This is a genomic window from Streptomyces subrutilus, assembly GCF_008704535.1.
GTDB lineage: Bacteria > Actinomycetota > Actinomycetes > Streptomycetales > Streptomycetaceae > Streptomyces > Streptomyces subrutilus.
This window is the reverse complement of record NZ_CP023701.1, coordinates 7,197,629-7,216,236: the sequence shown is the minus strand read 5'-3', so window position 1 is coordinate 7,216,236 and position 18,608 is coordinate 7,197,629. Positions and strand designations below refer to the sequence as shown.

Sequence of the window (18,608 nt, the reverse complement as noted above, 5' to 3'; positions counted from 1 at the left end):
CCCCCAGGCCCCGGCCCGTACCCGTACCCGCACCACCGAATGGAGTTGGACCATGACCGAGCTCCTGCCCGCCCGCGCGGACAGCGCCGTGTCCTTCCCGATGACCGAAACGCAGCAGGCGCTGATGATCGGGCGAGGCGAGGCCGTCGAACTGGGCGGCATCGGCTGCTACGGATACTTCGAGTGGGAGCGTCCCGACCTCGACCCCGTGCGCTTCGCGAACGCCTGGCGCACGGTGGTCGCCCGTCACGACATGCTCCGGGCGATCGGCGGGACCGACGGCACCCAGTGGGTGCCCGCCGAACCGCTTCCCTTCGACATACCGGTCATCGACCTGCGCGAACTCTCCGAGGACGCGGCGCGGGAGCGGCTGGCCGCGCTGCGGGAGGAGATGAGCCACGTGCTCTTCCCCGTCGGCAGCTGGCCGCTGTTCGACCTGCGGATCATCCGGCTGGCCGGCGCCGGGAACACCGGCCGGATCCACCTCGGGATCGACCTCCAGGTGCTGGACGCGTCCAGCGCCTTCCAGGTGCTCTTCCCCGAGCTGGTCGACCTGTACGAGGACCCGGACGCCGAACTGCCCGAGCCCGGCATCTCCTTCCCCGAGTACGCCCGCTGGCGCGCCGAGGCCCTCCCGCACACCGAGGCGTTCCGCGGCGCCCGCGACTACTGGCTCGGGCGGGTGCCCACCCTGCCGCCCGCCCCCTCCCTGCCCACCGGCCCCTCGCCGGCCGCGGCCGACGGCGCGGACGCGGGCCCGGTCCGCTTCGACCGGCGCGAGCACCGGCTCTCCCCCGCCGACTGGCAGCGGTTCGCGGCCCGGGCGCACGGGGCGGGGCTGACCCCGTCGGTGCTGCTCACCGCGGCCTTCGCCGAGGTGGTCCGCTGCTGGGCGGAGGAGTCCGACTTCACCCTCAACTACCCCGTCTTCCAGCGGCCGGCCGTGCACCCGGGCATCACCGGGGTGCTCGGCGACTTCACCAACGCCGTGATGCTCGCCGCGGACGGTTCGGGCGCGACGTTCCTGGACCGGGCGCACGCCCTGCGCGACCAGCTCGCCCGCGACGCGGAGCACGGCGCCTTCAACGGCGTGCGGGTGCTGCGCGAACTGACCCGGCTGCACGGCATGGGGGCCCGGTCGGGGATGCCCGTGGTGGTCACCAGCCTGCTCGACTATCCGGTGCGCCGGCCCGTCACCGACCTGGGCCGGGAGGTCTACTCGATCTCGCAGACCCCGCAGGTCTCGCTGGACGTGCAGTTGCGCGAGCTGGCCGGTGAACTGCGGATCATCTGGGACTTCGTGGACGGCGCGTTCGCGCCCGGCTTCGTCGACGCCGCGTTCGGCGTGTACGTGTCCCTGGTCGAGCGGCTCACCGAGGACCCCGACGCCCTGCACACCCGGCGCTTCGACCTGATCCCGCCGGCCGAGCGCGCGCTGCGCCGCGAGGTCAACGACACCTCCGGGCAGATCCCCTACACCACCCTGCACGAGCTGTTCGCGGCGCAGGCCGCGCGGACGCCCGGGGCCGAGGCCCTGGTCGACGGCGGGCGGCGGCTGAGCTACGCCGAGCTGGCCGCCTACGCCTGGCGGATCGGGCGCACGCTGCGGGCGGACGGTGCGGCCCCCGGCGAGCTGGTCGCCGTCGTGATGGAGAAGGGCTGGGAGCAGTACGCGGCTGTGTACGGCATCCTCGCCTCCGGTGCGGCCTACCTGCCGCTGGACGCGTCGGTGCCGCCCGAACGGCTGGCACGGCTGCTCGCGGAGGGCGGGGTACGCAGGATCCTGACCCAGTCGTCGCTGGAGTCCCGGATCGACTGGCCGGCCGACGTCCGCCGCTACCGCGTCGACACGGACTTCGAGTCCGGCGACGCCTCCCGCCCGGAGGTCGCGCAGACCCCGGCCGACCTGGCGTACACGATCTTCACCTCGGGTTCGACCGGTGAGCCCAAGGGCGTGATGGTCGACCACATCGGTGTCGTCAACCTGATCCGCGACGTCGCCGAGCGCTTCGGCGTGGGCTCGCGGGACCGGCTGCTGGCCATCTCCGGCCTGCACTTCGACGCCTCGATCTACGACGTCTTCGGCGTGCTGACACAGGGCGGCACCGTGGTCGTCCCACCGCCGTTCCGGCACGCCGAGCCCGACGTCTGGGCCGATCTGGTCGAGTCGGAGCGGGTCACCCTGTGGAACTCGGTGCCCGTCCTGATGGAGCTGCTGGTCGGCGAGGCCGAGGTGCGCGAGCGGCGCGGCGCGGGCCGGCCGCTGGAGTCGCTGCGGTTGTCGGTGCTGTCGGGCGACTGGATCCCGCTGACGCTGCCCGACCGGCTGCGGGCGCAGAGCCCGCGCATCGAGGTGGTGGGTTCGGGCGGCCCGACGGAGACGATCTGCTGGTCGCTGTTCCAGCCGATCGGCGAGGTGGACCCGGCCTGGACGAGCATCCCGTACGGCAAGCCGATCACCAACCAGCGGTACTACGTGGTGGACGCCACCGCGCACGAACGGCCCCTCGGGGTCGTCGGCGAGATGGCCGTGGCCAGTGACGTCGGCCTCGCGCTCGGCTACTGGAACGACCCGGAGCGCACCGGCGAGCGCTTCGTGCACCTGCCGGAGACCGGCGAACGCGCCTACCTCACCGGCGACCTGGGACGGTACCTGCCCGACGGCAGCATCGAGATCCTGGGCCGGGACGACTTCCAGGTCAAGATCCAGGGGCACCGGATCGAGCTCGGCGAGATCGAGGCCGTGCTGCGCCAGGACCCCGAGGTCGAGGCGGCCGTGGTGGTGGCCCCGGCCAGTGCGCACGGGGTGCGGCGCCTGCACGCCTTCGTGGTGGCCGGCTCGCCGGACGCGGCCGGGCCGGTGCTGGAGCGGCTCGCCGCGCGGTTGCCCGGCTCCATGGTGCCCTCGGCGCTCACCGTGCTGGCGGAGCTGCCGCTGACCCGCAACGGCAAGGTGGACCGGCTGCAGCTCGCGGCCTCCGCCGGCCGCCAGCAGTCCGCCGACGCCGCGGACGCCACACGGACCGCGGACGCGCCGGGTACGGCGCTGGAGCTGGTCCTGTGCGCGGCGGTCGCCGACATCCTCGGCCTGGACGGGGTGGTGCCCGGCGACAACTTCTTCAGTCTGGGCGGCGATTCGCTCAGCGGAACCCGGCTGGCCGGGCTGCTGAAGGACCTGCTCGGGGTGCCGGTGCCCGTCAAGACGGTGTTCCAGAACCCGGTGGTCTCGGAGCTCGCGGGGAAGATCGCCGCGGACGAGCGGCACGGCGCGGAGGCGGTCGCGGCCGCCGAGGCGTTCGGCGCGATGGAGGAGGACGAGCAGGACGCGGACGGGGCGGCCGGCCCCGTGGCGGGCCACGGCCCGTCCGGCCACCACAGCACGGTCATCACGGACGAAACCACGAGGGGACAGTCATGAGCCTCACCCTGCCCGCGCCCGTCACCGATCCCGCGGACGACAGGACGCTGCCCGCGCCCGCGGCCGCCCGGCCCGCGCCCGACCCCGATCTGGTCGACTTCGCCGGTCACGCCGCGACCCGGCTCAGAGAGCGCGACTCCGCCCTGTACGCGCTGCTGGCACGGGAGTCGGCGCGCCAGCGCGACACCCTGATGATGGTGGCCGCCTCCAGCGTCGCCGACCCCTCCGTGCTGGCCTGCGAGGGCAGCGCGCTGGGCAACCTGACCGCCGAGGGCTACCCTGGCAACCGCTACCACGCGGGCTGCGGGGTGGCCGACGACATCGAGCGGCTCGCCATCGAGCGGGCGTGCGCGGCCTTCGGCGCGCAGGACGCGATCGTGCAGCCGCACTCCGGCTCCTCCGCGAACCTCGCCGTGATCACCGCGCTGCTCAGCCCCGGCGACACCCTGCTCGGTCTCGACCTGGACTGCGGCGGCCACCTCACCCACGGCTCCCCCGCCTCGGTCACCGGCCGCTACTACCGGGCCCGCGGCTACCGGGTGACCCCGGACGGGCTGCTCGACTACGACCAGATCCGCGAACTGGCCCTGGCGCACCGCCCCAAGCTCATCGTGTGCGGCGCCAGCGCCTATCCCCGCAGCATCGACTTCGCGCGCTTCCGGGAGATCGCGGACGAGGCCAACGCCTACCTGATGGCCGACATCTCGCACATCGCCGGCCTGGTCGCCGCGGGCCTGCACCAGAGCCCCGTGGACCACGCACACGTGACCACCACCAGTACGTACAAGCAGTTGTACGGGCCGCGCGGCGGTCTGATCCTGCTCGGGCGCGACGCCCGCAAGGCCGGGCCGGAGCGCGGCACCCTGGCCGCGACGCTGCGCCGGGCGGTGTTCCCCTTCACCCAGGGCACGCCCGACCTGGCGTCGGTGGCGGCCAAGGCGCGGGCCCTGGACTTCGTGGCGAGCCCCGACTTCGCCGAGCTGGCGAAGCGGCTGGCCGACGGGGCGCAGGCCATCGCCGAGCGGCTCTCGGACCGGGGCCTGCGGCTGGTCACGGGCGGCACCGACACCCACATGGTGCTGCTCGACCTGCGCGGCACCGGGGTCACCGGAGACGTCGCCGAACAGGCCCTGGAGTCCTGCGGGATCGTCGTCAACCGCAACCGGGTGCCGGGCGACACGACGCCGGTGCGGGTGACCGGCGGGTTGCGGCTGGGCACGAACACGCTGGCGGCGCGCGGCATGGACCGTACGGTGGCCGCCGAATGCGCCGACCTGGTGGCGGACGTCCTCGACGAGCTCCGCACCCCGGGCGGGGTCCTGCCGGACGCGGTCCGCGACCGGGTGCGCGCCCGGGTCTCCGAGCTGTGCGCGCGCCACCCCCTGCCGGGGTACCCGGCGTGAGCTTCGGCGGCTTCCCGCCCTCGGCACTGCGCCTGTACGAGGACCTCGCGGCGGACAACGACAGGAAGGCGTGGCACGGACACCTCCGCGACCGGTACGAGCGGGACGTGCGTGCGCCGATGGAGGAGCTGGCCGCCGAGCTGGACGAGGAGTTCGGGGAGGTGGCCGGGGCGGGCGGGGTGAAGGTGCTCGGCCCGGTCCGGGACACCCGGATGTCCCACGACAAGTCGCCGTACAAGACCTACCAGGGCGCCTACCTGGACCTGCTGCCCTGCCTGGGCCTGTGGGTGCACCTGGACCGGCACGGGCTGTACGCCTCCGGGCGCTACTACCCGTACGCCGGCGCCGAGGTCGCCCGCTACCGCGCCGCCGTCGAGGAGGAGGACGGCGGCGCGGCCCTGGCGGCGGTCGCGGCCCGGCTGGAGGGCCAGGGGTTCACCCTCGGCGGCAACCGGCTCGCGTCGCGGCCTCGGGGGGTCCCGGCGGACCATCCCCGGCTGGAGCTGCTGCGACACCGCACGATCGACGCGGGGCGCCGCTTCGGGCCCGGGGACGGGCTGCACACGGCGCGCGCCGGGGAGCTCGTACGGGAGACCTGGCGGCTGGTGGGACCGCTGCTGGACTGGGTGGCCGCCCGGGGACTGACTCCGCGGCCACGCGAACGAGGAGGGGACGAACCGTCATGACCCAGGACGACCCGCAGGCCGTGGTGGACCTGCGCAGCGACACCGTGACCCGCCCGGGTCCCGGGATGCGCGCGGCGATGGCCGGCGCGGAGGTCGGCGACGACCTGTTCGGAGAGGATCCGACGGTACGGGCGCTGGAGGAGCGCCTGGCCGGGCTCTTCGGCTTCCCGGCCGCACTGTTCGTCCCGTCGGGGGTGATGGCCAACCAGATCGGGCTCCAGCTGCTGGTCGGCCCCGGCGAGGAGCTGGTGTGCGAGGCCGAGGCGCACGTCCTGGCGCACGAGGAGGCCTCCCCGGCCCGGTACGGGGGCATCCAGACGCGCACGGTGTCGGCCGAGCGGGGGGTGCTCACGGCGGCCGCGCTGGCGGGCGTCGTGCGGCGCGGCAATCCGTACACCCTGGGCACGCGCGCCGTGGAGGTCGAGCAGACCCACACCCGGGCCGGCGGGACCGTCCATCCGCTGGAGACCCTGCACGGCATCAGGGAGCTGACGGCGCGGGCGGGGTTGGCGGTGCACATGGACGGGGCCCGGATCTGGAACGCGATGGCCGCGACGGGGACGTCCGCGGCCGCCTACGGCGCGACCGTCGACTCGCTCGCCGTGTGCCTGTCGAAGGGGCTGGGCGCACCCGTCGGCTCCGTGCTGCTGCTGGCCGCCGAACACCTGCCGCGGGCCCGCAGGCTGCGGCACGGGCTGGGCGGCGGGATGCGCCAGTCGGGCATCCTGGCGGCCGCGGGCCTGTACGCGCTGGACCACCACGTGGAGCGGGTCCACGAGGACCACGCCCACGCCGGCCTGCTGGCGCGGGGGCTGCGGGACGCCGGGTTCGCCGTCCGTCCGCCGGAGACCAACATCGTCCTCGTCGAGGTGCCCGGCGCCGAGGCGATCACCGCACGAGCCGCTGAGGAAGGAGTACGGGTGACCGCGCCCGGCCCGGACGTGGTCCGGCTGGTCACCCATCTGGACGTGGGCGGCGCGGCCTGTCGGCGCGCCGTCGAGGTACTGGTCGACGTGATGACCGAACACGTCCGCGAGGCGCGGCTGGTCGCGCCCGCAGGACACTGGTAAGAAGCGGAAGAGAGCGAAGTAACAGCATGAGCTTAGAAGTACGGCCCGCCACGGCGGATCTGTGGGACGACGTCCGCAAGGTGCTCCAGCCGAAGAAGAGCGCCCACACGTGCTGGTGCATGGCCTGGCGGCTGTCCACCGGCGACTACGGCCGGATGACGGCGGACGAGCGGGGCGAGCACCTGCGCGCCCTCGCCGAGAAGGCCGATCCGCCGCCCGGGGTGCTGGGCTTCCTGGACGGCGAGGTGGCCGGCTGGTGCAACGTGGCGCCGCGCCGGCAGTTGGACCGGCTGACCTCCTCCAAGACGATCACACCGGTGGACGACGTGCCCGTGTGGTCGGTGACCTGCTTCGTCGTGCGCAAGGAGTTCCGCGGCAAGGGGGTCGCCTCCGGTCTGCTGGAGGGGGCCGTCGAGCACGCCCGGGCGAACGACGCGCCCGCCGTCGAGGGGTACCCGGTGGATCCCGAGGGCGGCCGGGTCAATCCGACGCTCGCGTACGTCGGAACGATGGACATGTTCGAGCGGGCCGGCTTCCGCCGGGTGCGGCGCACGGAGGCCAAGAGCGACAGGCGGCACCGCTGGGTCATGCGCCGCGACCTGGTCTGACGTGCGGTGCGGCCCGCCGGGTCCGGCCGTGGGGTCGGGGCGCGGCGGGCCGTGCGGGCCGTCGACGGCGGCCGGGGGAAGGGGCTCCCGCGGTGCGGGGCCCCTTCGCCCGTCCCCGCTGCTACGGGGTGTGCGCCGCGGTGTCCCACAGCTGGGCCGGGCGCCCGCAGCGCAGGGCCTCCCAGGCCGCCCGCCGGTAGCAGCCGGCGACCAGGGCGTCCCGGACCAGGCCGGAGGCGCCGTGCAGGTGGACGGCGTCCCGGGTGACGTCGAGGGTGGTCTCGGCGGTGAGGGCGATCAGCCCGGCGGCCTCCCCCGGCGTCAGCCTGCCCTCGTCGAGGTCGCGGGCCGCGTCGCCGACGGCCCAGCGGACCGCGTCCAGCCGGGCCAGGAGTCCGGCCACGCGCAGCCGTGGGCCCTGGTGCTTGACCAGCGCCTGGCCGAACTGCTGCCGGCCGCGGATCCGCGAGACCACCGCGGTGAGCGCCGCGGCCGTGATCCCGGCGAGCAGGGACGCCTGGTGGACGGCGGCCCGCAGTCCGACGCGGGCCAGGGCCCGTTCCGCGGCGAGGCCGCGCAGCAGGACCGCCCCGGCCGGCAGCCGGGTCCCGTCGAAGACGGCGCCGGAGACGGCGCCGCCGCCGTGGTCGCGCAGCGGGCGTACGAGCACGTCCGCGGCGGGCAGTTCGACGAGCGCCACGCAGGGCCCGTCGGGGCCGCCGGCCAGGACCAGCAGCGCGCCCGCACCGACGCCCGCCGCGAAGGGGCCGCCGGTGCCGGTGAGGACGATGCCGCCGGTGTCGCCGTCCGGTTTCCAGGTGATGCCGGGCGGTAGGGTACCGCGCGGATCGGGCAGCCGTCCCGGGACGGCGAGCGGCAGTTCGCCGGTCCGCACCCGGTCCAGGAGCCCGTCTGCGGTGTCGGACCCGACGGGGCCCAGGCCGGAGATCAGGTCGAGGGCGAGCAGGGTGTCGGGGAGCGGGACGGGCTGCATGGCGTTGCCCGCCTCCTCGCAGACCATGGCGAGCACCGCCTGCCCGAGGTCGAGGCCGTCCTTCTCGATGGGCAGGGCGAACTCCCAGGCACCGACCTGGGTCAGGGCCTCCCAGGCGCCGGCGGGGGTGGTCCCGTCGACCTCCATGCCTTGGCGCACGGTGAGGCGCAGCTGCCGGAAGAGGGAGTCCTCGTCCTCGCGTTCGCGCCACCGCTCGGGGGTCGCCGTGCCGCCGCGGCCCGTGCCGCCGCCGTCCGTGCCGTTCCCGTGGACCGTCTGCCGTGTCACGGCCGTACCTCCGCACCTGAGTCGAGACGCAGCCGGGCCAGCGTCTCCAGCATCATTTCGGCGGTGCCGCCGGATATGCGCATCCCCGGGGCTTCGCGCATCGCCGCGTCGAGTGGGTGTGCCACCCCGTCGACCTCGGGGTCGTCGAGGGTCATGCTGCGGTCGCCGTCGAGTTCCGCGGCCCACCAGGCCACTTCGGCGGCGAGCTCGGTGGTGTACCACTTGGCCGCGGCGGCCTCGTCCTCGTTGAGTTCGCCCCGGTCGAGGCGGGTGAGGACGCGGCGCACCAGGGTGCCGGCCGCGAGCAGCCGGGCGTTGAGCTTGGCCAGGCCGATCTGGTCGTGCTGGCCGGCCTCCAGCCGGTCGGTGTGGGCCTCCAGCCGTTCCACGGCGGCCCGGTACCAGCGCAGCGCCTTGACGTAGTAGTCCAGGCCGGTGCGTTCGAAGGCGAGCGTCTTGACGACGATGGCCCAGCCCTGGCCCGTCTCGCCGACCACGTCGTCGGCGCTCACCGCGACGCCGTCGAGGGTCACCTCGTGGAAGGCGTCGTCGCCGATGCCGGGGATCTGCCGGATGGTGACGCCCGGTTGGGCGAGGGGGACGAGGAACAGGCTGAAGGCGTCGTCCTCGCCGCGGGCCAGGCACAGGCCGTAGTCGGCGAGCCGGGCGAACAGCGAGTGGACCTTGGTCCCGTAGAGCTTGTAGCCGCCCCTGCCGTCGGACACGGCCCGGGTGGAGAGGATGTTGAGGTCGGAGCCGGCCTGCGGTTCGCTGAAGAGCACGCACCCGAAGGCCGTTCCGGCCGCGAAGCCGGGCAGGTGGCGGGCCTTCATGGCCTCGCTCGCCACGTTGAGCAGGGTGGAGCCGACGATCTGCACGGTGAGGGTGTGCAGCAGGTCGGGCACGTCGTGCATGGCCAGTTCCTCGACCAGGACGGCCGCGGCGACCTGGCTGACGCCGCGGCCCCCGTACTCCTCGGGCCACTGGGGTGCGAGGAGGCCCCGCTCCCCCAGCGCCCGGTGGACGGGGCGGGGGTCGCGGGTGCGCCGGGCCTCGGCGACGGGGGCGGAGACCAGGATGTCGTGGACGTCTTCGCGCAGGGCCCGCATGGGGGTGCGGGGCACGTCGGCCCCGCTCCGTACGAGCCCGCAGTCCGCGGGCGCACGGTAGAACTCTGTGGTGAGCACGGGCAACTCCCTAGGGCCGGGTGGTGAGCGGGGATGCGGGTGCGGCGACGGCGCGGTCGAGCACGTCCTCGATTCCGGTGAGCAGGCCCCGCACGTCCTCGGGCGTGGCCGCGTGCCGGTTGTACTCGGCGGTGCCGGCGATCCCGCCGTCCCGTTCGACCAGGCCGATGCAGGCGAGGGCGGCCGCCGGGTCGGGACTGTAGAGCTCCAGGTGCCGGGCGGGCGGCCCGGGCAGCTGACCGACTTCGACGCCCGGCAGGTCCAGGGGGACGGCGGGGTAGTTGTGGAGGGCGAACAGGACGCTGTACGGCGGGGGCGCGCCGTCCGCGAAGAGCACGTCCACGGGGAGGCGCTGGTGGCCCAGTGCCTCGGCGACGGCCGTGCGGGTGCGGTGCAGCAGCTCCCGGAAGGTGGGCCCGCCGGTGAGGTCGAGCCGGATGGGGACGACGGTGGTGAACTGTCCGACGGCCCCTTCCAGCGCGCCGGCGAAGCGGCCCGCGGCCGGGGTGCCGATGACGACCGAGCCGCGCCCCTCCCGGCGGGCCAGCACCACGGCCAGTGCGGCGAGCAGGGTCATGAACGGGGTGGCGCCCTCGGCCGCGCCCAGCTCCAGTCCGGCGTCGACGGGGCCCCGGGCGAGCCGGACGGGCAGGTGCCCGCGCTCGAAGCCGCCGGGGGCCCGGGGGGCCGGCGGATCGGCGGCGAACACCGCGCGGCGCCGGACGAGGTCGGCGGTGCCGTCCGGGCCGGCCAGCCAGCGGTGCTGCCAGTCGGCGTAGTCGGGGAACTGGAGTTCGGGCGGGGCGAGGTGGCCGGGGCCGTCGCGGTAGCCGGCGGCCAGGTCGGCGAGGAAGACCCCCGAGGACCAGCCGTCGAAGACGGCGAGGTGGGAGGCGAGGACCAGGACGTGCTCCTCGGGCGCGAGCCGCAGCAGCCGGAAGGCGCTGGTGCGGCCGCTCTCCAGGTCCAGGACGGTGGAGGCGCTCTCGGCGACCTGTACGGCGACCCGCTCGGCCGCGGCCTGCGGGGTGAAGCCGGTGAGGTCGGCCCGGGTGAGCCGCAGGACCGGTTCCGCGTCGACCCGGAGCAGCGGCCGGCCGTCGGCGTCGCCGGTCAGCCGGGTGCGCAGCGCCTCGTGCCGGCCGAGCACCCCGGTGAGGGCCTCCAGCAGGCGGCGGGTGTCGAGCGGGCCGGTCAGCCGGAGGGCGTGCGAGCCGGTGGCGACGGCGGGGTGGGTGCGTTCGCGGCGCCGCAGCCGGGTCTGGAGGGCGGTCGGGGGGACCGGCCCCGCGCCGGAGCGCGGGGCCGGGTGGGCGGGCACGGGGCGGCGGGCGGCCATCATGAGGCGGGCGAGTTCGCGCTTGGCCTCGGGGAGCGCGGCGAGGGCTCCTTCGAACCCGGCCGCGGTGGCCATCAGGGACCGTCCGGGTGGTGCAGGGTGCCGAGGAGGGCGGCGGCTTCCTCGTCGCTCATGTTCTCGATCTGTTCGAAGACCGCGAGCAGCCGGTCCTGCTCGCCGGCGGCCTCGGCCTTCGCGTTGCGGACGAGGTCGGCCAGGCCGGAGACGGTGGGGCGGCCGAAGAAGTCGGCGAGGGCGATGTCGATGCCGAAGAGGGCACGGACCCGGGAGACGACGATGGTGGCCTGGAGGGAGCTGCCGCCCAGGGCGAAGAAGTCGCCTTCGACGTCGGGGTTCTGCCATTCCAGCAGCGGGGTGAGGATGTCCCGGCAGATCTGCTCCTCGACGGCGTCGCGGGGCGCGGTGCCGCCGGTGGAGGACTGGTCGGCGGGCAGTGGCAGCGCCGCCGTGTCGACCTTGCCGTGCGGGGTGAGGGGCAGCTCGTCCAGGACGACGACCACCGGCACCATGTATCCGGGCAGCCGGCCGGCCGCGTAGGCGCGCAGGCCTTCGGCGTCGGCGACCTCCGAGGCGTAGGAGCCGACCTGTTCGACGGTGACGTACGCGGCGAGCATCCGGTCGCCGCCGGCCGCGGGCTGGGCGACGACGACGGCCTGCTGGACGGAGGGGTGTCCGGTGAGGACGGCCTCGACCTCGCCCGGTTCGATGCGGTGGCCGCGGACCTTCAGCTGGCGGTCGGTGCGGCCCAGGAAGTCGAGGTTGCCGCCGGGCAGCCAGCGGACCAGGTCGCCGGTGCGGTAGAGGCGAGCGGTCTCGGGGCCGTCCGCGTACGGGTTGTCGGCGAAGCGGTCGGCGGTGAGGTCGGGGCGGCCGAGGTAGCCGCGGGCCACGCCGGGGCCGGCGACGCACAGTTCGCCGGGGACGCCGGGCGGGACGGGGCGCAGCCGCTCGTCGAGGACGAAGGCCTGGTGGCCGGGCATGGGGCGGCCGATGGGCGGGTTGCGGTCGTAGCTGCCGGTGCAGTCCATGAGGGTGACGGCGACGGTGGCCTCGGTGGGGCCGTAGCCGTTGACGAACCGGCGCTCCCCCGCCGTCCACTCGGCGACCAGGCGGCCGGGGAAGGCCTCGCCGCCGACCGAGACCAGGCGCAGGTCGGGCAGGGCCGCCTGGTCGAGCAGGGGCAGCAGGGCGGGCGGGAGTTCGGCGACGGTGACGGCCTCCTCGCGCATCCGGGTCTGGAGGAGGGCGGGGTCGCGGCGTTCGTCGTCGGTGGCGATGACGAGCGAGCCGCCGGCCAGCAGGGTGGTGAAGACCTCGAAGACGGAGACGTCGAAGGTGAGCGGGGCGAACTGCAGGACCCGGTCCTCGGCGCCGATCTCGTACGCCTTGGCGATGGTGCGGGAGAAGTGGGCGACCGAGCGGTGCTCGATCATGACGCCCTTGGGGGTGCCGCTGCTGCCCGAGGTGTGGAGGACGTAGGCCAGGTCGCCGGGGGCGGAGCTCGGGGCGAGGGAGGGGACCTCCCGTACGGGGGCGGCCGTCCCGGCGTTGACCAGCTCCAGCGGGACGGGGAGCTGGGTCCCCTCGTCGACGAGGGCGTGGCGGACCTTGGCGTCGGCCAGGACGGTACGGGTCCGCTCGGCCGGTGCGGCGGGGTCGACCGGGAGGTAGTGGGCGCCGGCCTTGAGCACGCCGAGCACGGCGGCGATGGCGGCGGGGCCGCGCGGCACGCAGACCGCGACCGGGTCTCCGTGCCGGACGCCGCGGTCGCGCAGCCGGTGGGCGATCGCCTCCGACCAGCGGTCGAGGGCGGCGTAGTCGAGGCGGGTGGAGCCGTGGCGGACGGCGACGGCGTCGGGGTGGATGGTGGCGCGTTCGCGGAAGGCGCGGTCCAGGGTGGTGGTCCAGGCGGCCTCGTCGAGGGGGCCGCCGCGGGAGAGCTCGCGGGCGTGCCGGGAGGCGGCCGGCTCCTCGACCAGGCTGATGTCGCCGACCTGGAGGTCGGGGTTCTCGGCGACCTGTTCCAGGACCTGGCGGAAGGCGGCGAGCAGGGCGCTGGCGGTGCCGTGCCGGTAGAGGGTGGTGTTGTACTCCAGGGAGAGTTCGAGGCCGTCGTTCTCGCCGACCAGGAAGCTCATGTCGAACTTGGCCGCGCCGTCGTGTAGTTGGTCCATGGTGAACCGCACGTCGGCGGCTTCGGCCGTGTGGGTGCCCCAGCGTCCCAGCGAGGTGAATTCGATCTGGAAGACGGGGTGGCGCAGCGGGTCGCGGACGGGGCGGACGGCCTCCACGACCTGCTCGAAGGGGAGCTCGCTGTTGGTGAAGGAGTCCATGACCGAGGCGGCGGTGCGGGTGACCAGCTCGCGGAAGGTGAGCTGGTCGGTGACCTCGGTGCGCAGGGTGATCATCTGGACGAAGCAGCCGATGACCTGCTCCAGGTCGGGGTGCGGCCGGGAGGCGCTCGCGGTGCCGACGACGACGTCCTCGGTGCGGGTCCAGTGCCGCATCAGCGCGTTGAAGGCGGCGAGCAGGGTGGTGAAGACGGTGGTGCTGTTGGCGTCGGCGAGCGCGGTGAGCCGGTCCAGCAGGTGCTGGTCCAGGTTCAGCTTGAGGCCGCGGCCGTCGCCGCGGGTCTCGGGGCCGCGCGGGTGGTCGGGCATCACCTCGGTGGCGACGGCGCCGGCCAGGATCTGGCGCCATTTGCCGGCCAGCGCGCGGCCGTGCTCGTCGTTCTCCAGCTTGGCCCGCTGCCAGGCCGCGAAGTCGGCGTATTCGACGGCGAGTTCGGGGCCTTCGGGGCGGCGACCGGCGGCGGCCGCGGCGTAGCTGGCGGTGAGTTCGCCGGTGAAGATCCGGGTGGATCCCGGGTCCCAGGCGACGTGGTGGACGACCCAGAGCAGGACGTGGCGGTCGGGGGCGAGGCGCACCAGGTGGGCGCGGACGGGCGGGGCGGCGGCCAGGTCGAAGGGGGCGGCGGCGCAGGAGGCGGTGAGCTCGGCGAGTTCGCGCTCGGCGTCGTCGCTGCCCGACAGGTCGGTGCTCTGGATGCCGAGGACGAAGGAGGGGACGGGCTCCTGCCAGGGCACGCCGTCGATTTCGACGAGCTTGCTGTGCAGGACCTGGTGGCGGGCGACGACGGCGTTGAGCGCCTCGTGCAGGGCGGCCCGGTCGAGGGGGCCGCCCAGCTGTATCGCGAGGGCTATGTTGTTGCGGGCCTTGCCGGCGCCGAGTTTGTCGACGAACCACATCTGCTCCTGCTGGAAGGAGGAGCGGGAGCGGGGTCCGTGGTCGGTGCGGCGCAGTTCGATGCGGCGGCCTACTCCGGCCGTCATCTGGTTGCGCATCCGTCCCAGCAGCCGGGAGCGCTGTCCCTGGGGCAGGCGGCCGAGCCGCTCGGCGAGGTCAGACATGGGTTCCTCCGTTGTGGCGGTGCAGATCGGCCAGCAGGGCGGCGAGCCGGTCGGGCAGGTGCTTGGCGAAGTAGTGGCGGCCGCCGGGGATGACGGCGAGCCGCAGGTCGGACGCGTACCGGCCCCAGGCCCGGTAGCCGTCCCGGTACCCGTCGGTCGCGTCGTCGGCGTCGCCGATGATGCAGGTGAGGGGGGTTTCCAGGGGGCGGTCGTAGCCTTCGGGGGTACGGGCGAAGAAGCGGGCGGCCTCGGTCATGTCGTGCCGGACCATGCGCAGTACGGCGGTGAGGTCGCTGTCGTCGAGGACGCCGTCGAAGCCGTCCATGGTGGTCAGGTAGGCGACGAGGTCGTCGTCGCCGGAGACGCGTTCCATCTCCAGGGCGTACTCGGGGTCCTCCTCGGGGAGGGCCGCGGCGAGGTCGAGGGCGACCGGGCGCCGGCCCAGCCGTTCCAGTACGCGGGTGGTCTCCAGGGCGGTGACGACGCCGGCGCAGTGGCCGTAGACCACGTACGGGCCCTGGACGGCGCGGGCGATCTCGGCGGCGGCCAGCTCCGCGAACTCGGGGACCGGCAGCATCGGGCCGGGGCGCAGCGGGTCGTGTCCCGGCGGGGAGACCGCGACGAGTTCGATGTGCGGCGGCAGCTGTGCGGCCAGCGGCTGGTAGGCGATGGCGTCGCCGCCTCCGTGCGGGAAGCAGACGAGGGTCAGGGTGGTGGTGCCGGCGGGGCGTTCGGGGGTGAGCCGGTGGAGCAGGCGGTGCCGCGCGGCGCCGGCGCCGGTGAGTTCGGCGCTGCGGGCGGCGAGCCCGGCCGGGGTGGGGTTGCTGAACAGGTCCACGACGCGCAGGGCGGCGGCCCCGCTGCCGGGCAGGGCGGCGGCGACGGCCCGGACGGCGCGGACGGCCGCGAAGGAGTCGCCGCCGAGGGCGAAGAAGTCGTCGCCGGGGGCGACCTCGGGCAGGTTGAGCACCTCGGCCCAGACGGCGGCGATCCGCAGGGCGTCGGGGTCGGCGTCCGGGTCCGCGGCCGTGGCCCGGCCCGGTGCCGGGGCGGGGGCGGTGGCGCGCGGGTCGGGCAGGGCCGTGCGGTCGACCTTGCCGTTGGGGCTGAGCGGCAGCCGGTCCAGCAGGACCAGTTCGGCGGGCACGCAGTGCGGGGGCAGGACGGCGGCCAGGGCGGTGCGCAGGGCCGCGGGGTCGGGGGCGGCGCCGTCCCGGGGGACGACGTGGGCGACGAGGCGGGCCGATCCGGCGGACTGCCGGGTGGTGACGACGGCCTCGCGGACCCCGGGGAGGTCGCGCAGCGCGCTCTCGACCTCGCCGGGTTCGATGCGCAGCCCGTTGAGCTTGATCCGGAAGTCGGTGCGGCCGAGGAGCTCGATGGTGCCGTCGGTGCCGTAGCGGGCGAGGTCGCCGGTGCGGTAGAGCCGCTCGGTGCGGCCGGGCTCCAGTTCGACGTGGACGAACTTCTCGGCGGTCAGGTCGGGCCGGCCGAGGTAGCCGCGGGCCAGTCCGGCTCCGCCGAGGTGCAGTTCGCCGGGGACGCCGACGGGGACGAGCCGGTCGTGCGGGTCGAGGACGTAGGCGAGCTGGTTGGCCATGGGCCGCCCGTACGGGAGTTTGGTCCACCGGGGGTCGACCCGGCCGACGCGGTGCTCCACCGAGTGGATGGACGCCTCGGTGGCTCCGCCGAGCGCCACGAAGGCGAGCTCCGGTGCGAAGGCGCGGATGCGGTCGGGCTGGGTGACGGGGATCCAGTCGCCGCCGAGGAACGCGGTCCGCAGGCGCGGCAGCCGGGGGCCGTCGGCGTGTTCGAGTTGGTCGACGAGGAGGCCGAGGAGGGCGGGGGCGGAGTTCCAGACCGTGACGCCGTGCCGGTCGAGGAGGTCGGCCCAGTGGGCCGGGTCCTTGGCCGCGGCCGGGTCGGGCAGGACGAGGGCGCCGCCGGCGGCGAGGATGCCGAGCGTCTCGTAGACGCTCATGTCGAAGCTGGGCGAGGACAGGGCCAGCACGCGGTCCCCGGGCCCGATGCCGTACGAGCGGTTCAGGTCGAGGAGGTTGTTGACGACGCCGCGGTGCTCCAGGGCGATGCCCTTGGGCGTGCCCGTCGAACCCGAGGTGAAGATGACGTAGGCGAGGTCGCGGGAGGTGACCGGGACGGCGGGCCGGGTCGCGGGCAGTTCGGCGAGCGCGGCCCGGTCGGCGTCGAGCAGGACGCGGGCCGTGCCGGCGGGCACGGGCAGGCGGCCGATCAGCTCGGAGTCGGAGACGACGAGCGGCGGGGCCGCGTCCCGCAGCAGCAGTGCGAGCCGCTCGGCGGGGTAGTCCGGGTCGAGGGGCACGTAGGCGCCGCCGGCCTTGAGGACCGCGAGGACCGCGGTGACCAGGGCGGGACCCCGGCGCAGGCACAGGGCCACGGTGCGATCGGGTCCCGCGCCGGCCTCGACGAGGCGGTGGGCGAGTCGGTTGGCGCGCTCCTCCAGCTCCCGGTAGGTGACGCTCCAGCCGCCGAGGCCGCCGAGGACCACGGCGGGGGCGTCGGGCCGGCGGTCCGCGTGCTGCTCGAAGAGCTGGTGCAGGCAGGCGTCCCGGGGGAAGGGGGCGCGGGTGGCGTTCCAGTCGTCCAGGGCGGCCCGGCGCTCGGCCTCCGTGAGCAGCGGCAGCGCGGAGAGGGGGGCGTCGGGGTGGGTGACGGCGCCGTCGAGGGTGGTGAGGAAGTGGCCCAGGAGCCGGTCCACGGTCGGGGCGTCGAAGAGGTCGGTGGGGTACTCGACCAGGGCGCGGACGGCGGTCCCGGTGTCGTGCACGCTGATCATGAGGTCGTACTTGGTGGCGTGCGAGGAGAAGTCGACGGGCTCGGTGGCGACGCCGGCCAGGCCGGGCGCGGTGTCCGGGGTCTCGTCGAGCAGGAACATCACGGAGGTGAGCGGGGGCCGGCTCGGGTCGCGGGGCAGGGCGAGGGCGTCGACGATGAGGTCGAAGGGCAGCTCCTGGTGGGCGTAGGCCTGGAGGGTGGTGTGCCGGGTGGAGCGGACCAGTTCGGCGAACCCGGGGTCGCCGCCGGTTCTGATGCGCAGCGGCAGGGTGTTGACGAAGAAGCCGATGAGCTCGCCGAAGGCCGGGTGGTCGCGGCCGGAGACGGAGGTGCCGACGACGACGTCCTCCTGGCCGGTCCAACGGCGCAGGGTGGCCGCGAAACCGGCCAGCAGGGTCATGTAGAGGGTGGCGCCCTCGGACTTGCCGAACTGCCTCAGCCGCTGGATGAGTTCGGGTGGCAGGTCGATGTACCGGGAGGCTCCGGCGTGCCCGAAGACGGGCGGCCGGGGGCGGTCGGTGGGCAGGTCCACGGGCGCGGCGCCGGCCAGTTCCTCCTGCCAGAAGGAGGTCAGCTGCGTCAGGCGCTCGCCGCTGATGCGGCGGCGCTGCCAGCTCGCGAAGTCGGCGTACTGGAGGGCGAGCGGGGCGGGGCGCTCGGCGGGGGCGCCGGTGCGGGCGGCGTAGGCGCGCTCCAGTTCGGTGTAGAGGAGCCGCATCGACCAGCCGTCGGTGACGATGTGGTGGAGGTTGAGGACCAGGACGTGGTCGTCGTCGGCGAGCCGGCCCAGCCGGGCCCGGACCGGGACGGCGCCGGCCAGGTCGAAGGGCGCGCCGGCGTCCGCGTCGTAGAACGGCCGGACGGCGGCCTCGTCGGGCAGTTCGCTCACCGGCAGGGGCAGCCGGAACCCGTCGACGACCCGCGGCACGGCCTCCGCGGCGCCCTCCTGGTAGGTGTAGACGGTCCGCAGGACCTCGTGGCGGTCCACGACCTCCTGGAGCGCACCGTGCAGGGCGGGGACGTCGAGCGGACCGCGGATGCGGGTGGCGACCGGCACGTTGTACGCGGGGCTGCCGGGCTGGAGCTGGTCGATGAACCAGAGCCGGCGCTGGGCGAAGGAGAGCACCGGCGGATCGGCGGGGTCACGGGGGGCCGGCTCGGCGTCCTCGCGTACGGCGGAGCGCCCGCCGTTGCGGCCAGCGAGGGCCTGGAACAGTGCCCGGCGGGACTTCGGCAGTGCGGCTATGCGTTCGGCGAGGGACTCGCTCACCTTGAGCCTCCGTGCGTCTTCGGGAGTCGGGAGAGGGATACGGCGAGGGCGCTGCGAAGGCAGCGCGGGGTGGGTGGGGCGGGGTGCGGCGGGGTGCGGC

At 74.9% G+C, this 18,608-nt stretch carries 10 protein-coding genes; 5 read left to right on the top strand and 5 right to left on the bottom strand.

The features are described 5' to 3' along the window. Positions 1–52 precede the first annotated feature (52 nt). The 5 genes from CP968_RS32190 to CP968_RS32170 are packed head-to-tail and all read left to right on the top strand — an operon-like array spanning position 53 to position 7,185. Positions 53–3,418 (top strand): non-ribosomal peptide synthetase, encoded by a 3,366-nt coding sequence (locus CP968_RS32190; protein ID WP_150521332.1) that lies wholly within the window; start codon positions 53–55, stop codon positions 3,416–3,418. Further along, positions 3,415–4,821, top strand: coding sequence for a serine hydroxymethyltransferase (locus CP968_RS32185; protein ID WP_150521331.1), 1,407 nt, complete (start codon positions 3,415–3,417; stop codon positions 4,819–4,821). The genes CP968_RS32190 and CP968_RS32185 overlap by 4 nt, the downstream gene beginning before the upstream one ends. Further along, complete coding sequence (locus CP968_RS32180) at positions 4,818–5,507, top strand: DUF2461 family protein (protein ID WP_150521330.1); 690 nt, start codon at positions 4,818–4,820, stop codon at positions 5,505–5,507. Before CP968_RS32185 ends, CP968_RS32180 begins: the two co-directional genes overlap by 4 nt. Continuing rightward, the gene (locus CP968_RS32175) at positions 5,504–6,577 is read left to right on the top strand and encodes a threonine aldolase family protein (protein ID WP_150521329.1); all 1,074 of its coding nucleotides are present in this window, start codon (positions 5,504–5,506) and stop codon (positions 6,575–6,577) included. The genes CP968_RS32180 and CP968_RS32175 overlap by 4 nt, the downstream gene beginning before the upstream one ends. A gap of 26 nt (positions 6,578–6,603) precedes the next feature. Next, positions 6,604–7,185: a GNAT family N-acetyltransferase gene (locus tag CP968_RS32170; protein ID WP_150521328.1), complete on the top strand. Its 582-nt coding sequence runs from the start codon at positions 6,604–6,606 to the stop codon at positions 7,183–7,185. Positions 7,186–7,306: 121 nt separating this feature from the next. Here CP968_RS32170 and CP968_RS32165 read toward each other — a convergent pair whose 3' ends face one another. The 5 genes from CP968_RS32165 to CP968_RS32145 are packed head-to-tail and all read right to left on the bottom strand — an operon-like array spanning position 7,307 to position 18,508. Next, positions 7,307–8,467 carry an acyl-CoA dehydrogenase family protein gene (locus tag CP968_RS32165; RefSeq protein ID WP_150521327.1) on the bottom strand — a complete coding sequence of 387 codons (1,161 nt, stop codon included), beginning with the start codon at positions 8,465–8,467 and terminating at the stop codon, positions 7,307–7,309. Beyond that, on the bottom strand, positions 8,464–9,654 hold the full coding sequence (locus CP968_RS32160; RefSeq protein WP_150521326.1) for an acyl-CoA dehydrogenase family protein: 1,191 nt from the start codon (positions 9,652–9,654) through the stop codon (positions 8,464–8,466). Before CP968_RS32160 ends, CP968_RS32165 begins: the two co-directional genes overlap by 4 nt. 10 nt (positions 9,655–9,664) lie before the next feature. After that, on the bottom strand, positions 9,665–11,068 hold the full coding sequence (locus tag CP968_RS32155) for a condensation domain-containing protein (RefSeq protein WP_150521325.1): 1,404 nt from the start codon (positions 11,066–11,068) through the stop codon (positions 9,665–9,667). Continuing rightward, a complete protein-coding gene (locus CP968_RS32150) occupies positions 11,068–14,424 on the bottom strand; it encodes a non-ribosomal peptide synthetase (protein ID WP_150521324.1) in 3,357 nt (1,118 codons plus the stop codon). The genes CP968_RS32155 and CP968_RS32150 overlap by 1 nt, the downstream gene beginning before the upstream one ends. After that, complete coding sequence (locus CP968_RS32145; RefSeq protein ID WP_167536893.1) at positions 14,417–18,508, bottom strand: non-ribosomal peptide synthetase; 4,092 nt, start codon at positions 18,506–18,508, stop codon at positions 14,417–14,419. Before CP968_RS32145 ends, CP968_RS32150 begins: the two co-directional genes overlap by 8 nt. Positions 18,509–18,608 lie beyond the last annotated feature (100 nt).

Bases quoted from the DNA above. Each gene is read 5' to 3' on its own strand.
- CP968_RS32190 (WP_150521332.1), top strand. From the start codon at position 53: ATGACCGAGCTCCTGCCCGCCCGCGCGGACAGCGCCGTGTCCTTCCCG.
- CP968_RS32185 (WP_150521331.1), top strand. From the start codon at position 3,415: ATGAGCCTCACCCTGCCCGCGCCCGTCACCGATCCCGCGGACGACAGG.
- CP968_RS32175 (WP_150521329.1), top strand. From the start codon at position 5,504: ATGACCCAGGACGACCCGCAGGCCGTGGTGGACCTGCGCAGCGACACC.
- CP968_RS32170 (WP_150521328.1), top strand. From the start codon at position 6,604: ATGAGCTTAGAAGTACGGCCCGCCACGGCGGATCTGTGGGACGACGTC.
- CP968_RS32155 (WP_150521325.1), bottom strand. From the start codon at position 11,068: ATGGCCACCGCGGCCGGGTTCGAAGGAGCCCTCGCCGCGCTCCCCGAG.
- CP968_RS32150 (WP_150521324.1), bottom strand. From the start codon at position 14,424: ATGTCTGACCTCGCCGAGCGGCTCGGCCGCCTGCCCCAGGGACAGCGC.